The organism is Yeosuana sp., assembly GCF_057126245.1.
Map to the genome: position 1 here is coordinate 1 of NZ_DBNGMQ010000110.1, position 7,608 is coordinate 7,608.

Sequence of the window (7,608 nt, forward strand, 5' to 3'; positions counted from 1 at the left end):
GTTAGCATTTGCTATTAATTCTTTAGATGTATTGACGGTAATATCGGCTCCACTATTTACCGATACATGACTAGATTGAGCCATTAAATTGGCTGCCTTAATATCACTTCCACTGGTTGCTTTTGCAGTAAATGTATCGGTCTTTCCTGAAAGTTTTAAATCACTACCACTACTAGCGTTACAATTAAGGCTAGAGGTATTAATATCTAGTTTCATATCACTTCCACTTGAGCTATTAAGTTCTAGATGGTCTGTTTCAATAGTATTAGTAGAAACCAAATCACTTCCACTTGTTGATGTTATCTTGGATACATCTTTAAACGTTACTATAACTTTTTTTGAAGAAGCATAGCCAATATTTTTATCTAAATAAATACGCAACTCATTATCTGTAACTTCAGTTCTAATAAGCTCATGAAGATTTTCATCGGCTTCAATTAAAATGCTTTCTTCGTTTCCTTGAGTGATATAAACATCAAGACCTTGATTCGTTTGAATAGCATTAAAAGGTTGATTTAATGTGCGATTTTCTATTGTAACATTACCATTTCCTTTAACACCTGTAACAAAATTCATGTCAAAATTACAAGAGAATAGTAAAAAGCTTAAAATGGTCGCTACTAAATATTTAATTAATGTTGTCATAACTGTTTGTTTTTTGATTGATGATTCAAATATCCTAGTTATTCCTCTTTAGTAATAACTTTAATATCTGAGTTGTTGATTTTTATTGATGAATCGTTTAATTATTATCTGATTTTATTTGTATGCCATTATTATCAATATTTACTTTCACTTCTGTACTAGTTGCTTTAAGACCTTTTTTATTAATTTTTAAACTACTGCTGTCTAATTTTACTTGAACACCATCATTGTTTATTTGAATTCCATTTTCATCATCAAGAATATCAATATCAATTTCTGTTGGACAATCTAAGCATTCTACTTCGTCTGTTTTTACTTTAAGAAAATGATTCGTTTGATTAGAGGGTATTACAATGTCTCCATTGTAAGAATAATGGCTTAAGAAGTTACGTGTGTTTTTATTAAAATTAACTATAATATCTTCTGGTAAATATAAGATGACTAAAAGCTCTTGGTCACTAAACTTATTTTTTGCTTCAGTAGTTAAATAATTATCTAAAAGAACTTCATTTCCTTCAATTACATAATTGTATTTAATATTTTTTGCTCGCTCGATGGAAGAATTATAATCACTTCCATCTGCCGATTTTTTAATGCTTATAGTTGCTAATGAATCGGTTGTTGATTTTACCTTAATATTAATATCAGACGAGTATATGATTCGATCTCCGTTTTCATCATGAGCAAACTTAAAGGATCTATTACTTCTGTATGAGCTTCCATAAGAATCATTATTAACCATTTTTATGTTTAATGTATCAGTAGGAGCTACATAAAACTCTTGTTTTTCAATAACACTTTCGTTAAATGCGTGTTCACTCGCTTGTCTTACTCCAATTATGATCATACCAATAATAGATAATATCCATACTCCTAATAAAGTAAACTTTGCAATATTTCCTATTGATTTTAAGTTATTCACCAATATTTTTAATCCTAAATAGAAAAGGAAAAAGAAAGGAATTCCGACAAGGAAAAATACTAATAGAGAAACTAACCAAATAGGCGTATTTCCAGCATTAGCCATGTCTATAAAATCAATTCCAGGTATATGGATTATATTACTAACGCCTAAGGAGAATAGCCCGATAATTAAAGCAATTAAGGCAGTCGCACCAGTAATCATTAAGATGACACCAATAAACTTTGCAAATACCGTAAAAAAGAACATGATAATGTCTCCAATAGTATCAAAAAAAGTTTTTGAACTTGACTTTATATTGTTTCTTTGGTTTTTTAAATCTACATTTTTCGCAGCATTTGAAACATTTTTCGCAGCTCCAGAAACAGATTCTGTTACATTTTTTGCAACGTCACTTACCGTTCCAGAAACACTATCAAATCCGTCCTTTATTTTTTTTTCAATGTTACTAATATTAACAGGTTCGCCTGTCATAGTAAGCTTTTCGGCTGTGGTTAAGGCTTCAGGAACTAATATCCAAAATAAGATATATATTAAAATAAAGGTTCCACCAGATCCAATTGCTAATAATAGCCAAATTAAACGAATCCAAACCGAATCTATTCCTAAATAGTGACCTAAACCAGAAGCAACACCACCAATATATGAGTTGTCTGTATCTCTAAATAGTTTCTTTGAAGGCGATGATTTTCTTTTATAAGTTGGTTGTGGTTCATCTTCAAAAATTTCATCATCGACCAAATAATCTTCTGGTTGACCCATGATAGAAATCACTTCTTCTACTTCTTTATTGCCAATAACTTGTTTATCATGTTTTATACGTTCGCTAAAAAGTTCTGCAATACGAGCTTCAATGTCTGAGATAATTTCAGAACGACCTTGAGAGTCTGTAAATGAACGTTTTATAGCCTCAAGATAGCGTTGTAGTTTTTGGTAAGCATCTTCATCAATATGAAAAAATATACCTGCTAAATTTATGTTGACTGTTTTATTCATTTTTTTGTTGATTTTTTTCTTGTTACTAGGTTAACGGCGTTTTGTAATTCGCTCCAAGTGGTATTTAATTCTTTTAAAAATAGTTTTCCTGTTTCGGTTAAACCATAATACTTTCTTGGTGGTCCTGATGTTGATTCTTCCCATCTGTAATTAAGAAGTCCAGCATTTTTAAGTCTTGTAAGTAGCGGGTAAATAGTTCCCTCTACAACAAGCAGTTTGGCGTCTTTTAAGGTATCTAAAATCTCTGCTACATACGCATCTTCATCTTTTAAGACCGAGAGTATACAGTATTCTAATACACCTTTACGCATTTGTGCTTTTGTGTTTTCTATTTTCATAAGAGTTTAATATTGTTATTTAAAGGTCTTATGCAGTTCGCATTTAAGACATTTAAAATGATTGATGATTGTAACCATGCTCGTATCATGTTCTAAAGCGTTTAAATATTGTGAAACTGTTCATTTTTTGATTGATTTATGATTAATTATTTGATGAAATTTATTGTTAACGGATACTCATATAATTCCCCATCTCTAGCTTTTAAACTCGCTTTTATAATAAAAACAAGCTCTAAAATAAATCCAAGTACGGCAAGTCCACCCAGTGCTCCACCAATGTAAAGTAGAGGAGAAGGTTTTCCTATATTAATATGGAAGGATTCAAAACCTTGAAAGTCAATAAAATCCATCCCATTAAAAATATTAAAAACAAAAAACGGAATGCTAATGGTTCCCAAAATAATAGCATATAGTAAAATGCTTATTTGAAAATTAATAGCTTGTTTTCCGTGAGCATCTACAAATTCAGATTTTTCTTTATTACTTACCCATAGAATGATTGGTCCTATAAAGTTTCCTAACGGAATAATAAACCTACTAAAGGTTGATAAATGAATAAAGGTTGCGATGTTTTTTTGATGATTGTCTAACATGATTTTAAAAGTATATAATAATATCCTATGCAAATATATATCTAAAAGAAGGTATTATGCAACACATAGTACTAAAATTTAACAAAAATTTAACAAATTGGAGTGTCAATTATTTTCAATATTTTAGTGGTGAATTAAATAATGAAGAATGAATATAACGCCAAGAAAACTGAATCTATATACTATTTTTAAATTGCCTTCTGCCTATTTGTGTGGTGTTAGAACCAAATATATTGATAACGAAAAGAGTATAGTGAAAGTAAGACATCGCTGGATAAATCAAAATCCATTTAAGTCCATGTTTTGGGCGGTACAAGGTATGGCAGCAGAGTTTTCAACAGGTGCTTTAATTATTGGAAAAATACAACAATCTGGCAAACGTATTTCTATGTTGGTTACTACAAATAATGCTACTTTTACAAAAAAGGCTACTGGTAAAATCACCTTTGTTTGTAACGATGGAAATATAATTGATGAAGCTATATTAAAAACTATTGAAACAGGTGAAGGGCAAACGTTTTGGATGCAATCGGTTGGTTTAAATGAAGATGGAGCGGTGGTTTCTACTTTTAATTTTGAATGGAGTATTAAAGTAAAAAGTTAACTTCTAAGTTGTAGTATTCAGTTTGTCACATGTTTTATTGGAATTTGGTATTTAGTTATTGTAATTTTCAAAAGTTTGTAACAAAACAATAAACAAAGCAACATATAAACGAATCAACAAAAAACAAAATAAAATGACAGCACACGAAATAGATTATAAGCTTTATGGTGAAGAAATGCAATATGTTGAAATAGAACTAGACCCGCAAGAAGGTGTTATTGCAGAAGCAGGAAGTTTTATGATGATGGATGACGGCATTAAAATGGAAACCATATTTGGAGATGGTTCTACAAAAAATCAAGGATTTTTAGGCTCTATTTTGGGTGCTGGAAAACGTATACTTACTGGTGAAAGTTTATTTATGACTGCTTTTTATAATAATTTAGTAGGAAAGCGAAAAGTATCATTTGCATCGCCTTATCCTGGAAAAATTATCCCTATTGATTTAACAGAGTTTAATGGCAAATTTATTTGTCAAAAAGATGCATTCTTATGTGCTGCAAAAGGAGTGAGTATAGGCATTGAATTTAGTAAACGTTTAGGTCGCGGGCTTTTTGGAGGAGAAGGTTTTATTATGCAAAAACTAGAAGGTGATGGTATGGCATTTGTGCACGCCGGAGGAACTATGGCAAGAAAGGTTTTACAACCAGGAGAAACATTACGTGTAGATACAGGTTGTATTGTTGGGTTTACTCAAACTATAGATTATGATATTGAATTTATTGGTGGTATAAAAAACACTATTTTTGGAGGAGAGGGATTATTTTTTGCTAAACTTCATGGTCCAGGAACTGTTTTTATTCAGTCTTTACCATTTAGCAGGTTAGCAGGACGAGTGCTGGCATCAGCTCCCAGAAGTGGAAGTAAAGATAAGGGTGAAGGCAGTATTCTTGGGGGTATTGGAGATTTACTAGATGGGGATAATAGATTTTAATTGTTAATTATTTTTAAAAACATTAAGTTTAAAACAATATTTTTCATTACTTTTGTGTTATTAATAATATGATTAATCCATTTAATAGGTAGTAAAAATTTAGTATATTTTATCAACTAAAACCTTAAATTATATTATGGCTAGAGCAATGTTAGAATACACCAAAACGGTGCTTAAAAAAGTGAGTTTTGATGTGACATTATTCTGCAAAGAAGTACAAAAGGCAGTTCAAAGATTATTGCCTTATGAAATTGATGAACTAAAATTGTTTATACTTTCATTGGTACAGCAGAATCCAGAATTAAATCAATCTTTAGTTTATTTAAAAGCATAAAAAGAAAGCGACTTAAAGTCGCTTTTTTTATTTTGGTAAAGGGCTAATGATTTCAACATTCTGAAAGGCAATGGCGCCTCTTATAATTCCAGAAATAACTGTTTGGAGAGCTTCAATAATTTGAATTTTTAATTCACTTTTGTGATATATAATACTTACTTCTCTTGCAGGGCTAGGCTCATTAAAATAATGCAGATTTCCTTTTTCACTATCCTTAATGTCTAAGGTGTGTAAATAGGGTAACAGTGTCATTCCTAAACCTTCATTAGAAAGCTTAATAAGTGTTTCTATACTACCGCTTTCAATCTGAAACTTTTCTTCGGTATTATTTTTGAATGTTTTACAAAGATTGATAACACCATCTCTAAAACAGTGACCATCTTCTAAAAGAAGCATATCATCTAGGTCTAAATCAGCAATATCAATTTTTTTATTGTTATGTAATCTATGGCTTTTTGGAATATAATTCACAAAAGGTTCATAATAAAGGACACGTTCTTTAATAAATTCCTGTTCTAAAGGCGTTGCAACAATGGCGGCATCTAAATGACCATCTTTAATTTTTGAAATGATTTCTTCGGTGGTTAACTCTTCTATTTTAAGTTTTACTTTTGGATGTTTTTTTATAAATGTTTTTAAAAACATGGGTAGTAGTGTGGGCATAATAGTTGGAATAATTCCTAATTTAAATTCACCCCCAATAAATCCCTTTTGTTGATCTACAATGTCTTGAATTCTATAAGATTCATTAACAATATTTCTAGCCTGTGTGACGATTTTTTTACCAACCTCTGTAAGTTCAATTGGTTTTTTAGTACGATCGAAAATTTGTATCGATAATTCATCTTCTAGCTTTTGTATTTGCATACTAAGTGTGGGTTGCGTAACAAAACATTTTTCCGCAGCTTTTGTAAAATTTTGTTGTTCAGCAACAGCTAAAACATAATATAATTGTGTAATAGTCATGCGTATTGATTTAGACTATAAAGATATAAAAAGCATCAATAAAATCTATGGAAAAATACATGAATAATAAATTAAATTTGTTAAAAATAAAAAAAACAATACAAAATGAAACTCAATAGTCTAGGATTAGACCAAGAAAAAACGAAAGATATAGCTAAGGATTTAAATGTTTTATTAGCTAATTTTCAAACTTATTACCAAAATTTGCGGGGTATTCACTGGAACATTAAAGGAAAGCGATTTTTTGACTTACACGTAAAATTTGAAGAATTATATACAGATGCCAACTTGAAAGTGGATGAAATTGCAGAGCGTATCTTAACGTTAGGAGAAACTCCGTTGCATACTTTTGAAGATTACACAGCTGTAACAAAAGTACCTGTTGGAAAAAATATTTCTCAAGATGATTTAGCCGTGCGTTTAATAGTAGATTCGTTAGCAGAATTACTTAAAGTTGAACGTAGCATATTAGATAAATCTGGAGACGCTAATGATGAAGGTACTAACTCTATGATGAGTGACTTTATTACCGAACAAGAAAAGACCATTTGGATGATGAAGGCTTGGTTAAGCGAAACCATTTAAATATAATTGATTAATAGCCAGAAAGCAGTGCTTTATGGGCTCTTTTTTTATTACAATAACCCACGAGATTTAATTTCTAAATATTTATTTATGGTATTAATGGTGAGTTCTTCTGGCTTCGTAAGAATACTTTGTATACCATGTTTTTGTAACTCTTTAATCATTAAACGTTTTTCAAAATCAAATTTTTCTGCAATGGTTTTATGATAAATGGTTTGAATGTTTTCAGCATCGGAAGTGAGTAGTTTTTCTAATTCGGTATTTTCAAAAAATATCACAACCAGCATATGTTTTTTTGCAATAGCCTGTAAATAGGGGAGTTGTCTTTTTAAAGCGCTTTTGTGCTCAAAATTTGTGTATAACAATAACAAACTTCTATGTGTTACTTTTCGTTTTAGTTGTGTGTAAAGAAGGCTAAAATCGCTATCAAAAAATTGGGTGTCTATATTATAGAGGTACTCAGAAATACTATTTAAATGTGTTAACTTTTCGATAGCGGGCAGAAAATTTTCAACTTGTTTTGAAAATGTAAGCATGCCAACTTTATCGTGTTTTTTTAGGGCGACATTGCTAAAAGCTAATGTTGAATTAATGGCATAATCTAATAGTTTTAAGCCATTAAAAGGCATTTTCATAACACGTCCTATGTCAATAACAGAATAGATAGGCTGTGATTTTTCGTCTTGATATT

Annotated in this window: 10 protein-coding genes; 4 read left to right on the forward strand and 6 right to left on the reverse strand. The window is 30.4% G+C overall.

Features of this window, described 5'->3' with window-relative positions:
* From AC15TD_RS14705 to AC15TD_RS14720, 4 genes are all read right to left on the reverse strand, one after another.
* The coding region (locus tag AC15TD_RS14705) for a head GIN domain-containing protein (protein WP_484452899.1) at positions 1-645 on the reverse strand (645 nt) is incomplete at its 3' end.
* Between the two features lie 97 nt (positions 646-742).
* On the reverse strand, positions 743-2,563 hold the full coding sequence (locus AC15TD_RS14710) for a PspC domain-containing protein (RefSeq protein WP_484452900.1): 1,821 nt from the start codon (positions 2,561-2,563) through the stop codon (positions 743-745).
* The gene (locus AC15TD_RS14715; protein WP_484452901.1) at positions 2,560-2,901 is read right to left on the reverse strand and encodes a PadR family transcriptional regulator; all 342 of its coding nucleotides are present in this window, start codon (positions 2,899-2,901) and stop codon (positions 2,560-2,562) included. Before AC15TD_RS14715 ends, AC15TD_RS14710 begins: the two co-directional genes overlap by 4 nt.
* 146 nt (positions 2,902-3,047) lie before the next feature.
* Positions 3,048-3,494 (reverse strand): DUF4870 domain-containing protein, encoded by a 447-nt coding sequence (locus AC15TD_RS14720; RefSeq protein WP_484452902.1) that lies wholly within the window; start codon positions 3,492-3,494, stop codon positions 3,048-3,050.
* Positions 3,495-3,642: 148 nt separating this feature from the next.
* On the opposite strand from AC15TD_RS14720, the gene AC15TD_RS14725 reads away from it, so the two are divergent.
* The 3 genes from AC15TD_RS14725 (at position 3,643) to AC15TD_RS14735 (ending at position 5,366) form a co-directional block, all read left to right on the forward strand.
* Positions 3,643-4,098, forward strand: coding sequence for a DUF4442 domain-containing protein (locus AC15TD_RS14725; protein ID WP_484452903.1), 456 nt, complete (start codon positions 3,643-3,645; stop codon positions 4,096-4,098).
* A 133-nt stretch (positions 4,099-4,231) separates the two neighbouring features.
* Positions 4,232-5,032: a TIGR00266 family protein gene (locus tag AC15TD_RS14730; RefSeq protein WP_484452904.1), complete on the forward strand. Its 801-nt coding sequence runs from the start codon at positions 4,232-4,234 to the stop codon at positions 5,030-5,032.
* Positions 5,033-5,168: 136 nt separating this feature from the next.
* Positions 5,169-5,366, forward strand: a complete 198-nt coding sequence (locus AC15TD_RS14735; protein ID WP_484452905.1) for a hypothetical protein — start codon at positions 5,169-5,171, stop codon at positions 5,364-5,366.
* A gap of 27 nt (positions 5,367-5,393) precedes the next feature.
* Here the strand turns inward: AC15TD_RS14735 and AC15TD_RS14740 are convergent, their stop codons facing one another.
* Positions 5,394-6,332 carry a LysR substrate-binding domain-containing protein gene (locus AC15TD_RS14740; RefSeq protein WP_484452906.1) on the reverse strand — a complete coding sequence of 313 codons (939 nt, stop codon included), beginning with the start codon at positions 6,330-6,332 and terminating at the stop codon, positions 5,394-5,396.
* Between the two features lie 105 nt (positions 6,333-6,437).
* Between AC15TD_RS14740 and AC15TD_RS14745 the strand changes: the two genes are divergently transcribed.
* Positions 6,438-6,917 carry a Dps family protein gene (locus AC15TD_RS14745; protein WP_484452907.1) on the forward strand — a complete coding sequence of 160 codons (480 nt, stop codon included), beginning with the start codon at positions 6,438-6,440 and terminating at the stop codon, positions 6,915-6,917.
* 50 nt (positions 6,918-6,967) lie between these two features.
* Here the strand turns inward: AC15TD_RS14745 and AC15TD_RS14750 are convergent.
* Positions 6,968-7,608: DUF58 domain-containing protein (locus tag AC15TD_RS14750; protein ID WP_484452908.1), on the reverse strand; the 641-nt coding region annotated here is incomplete at its 5' end.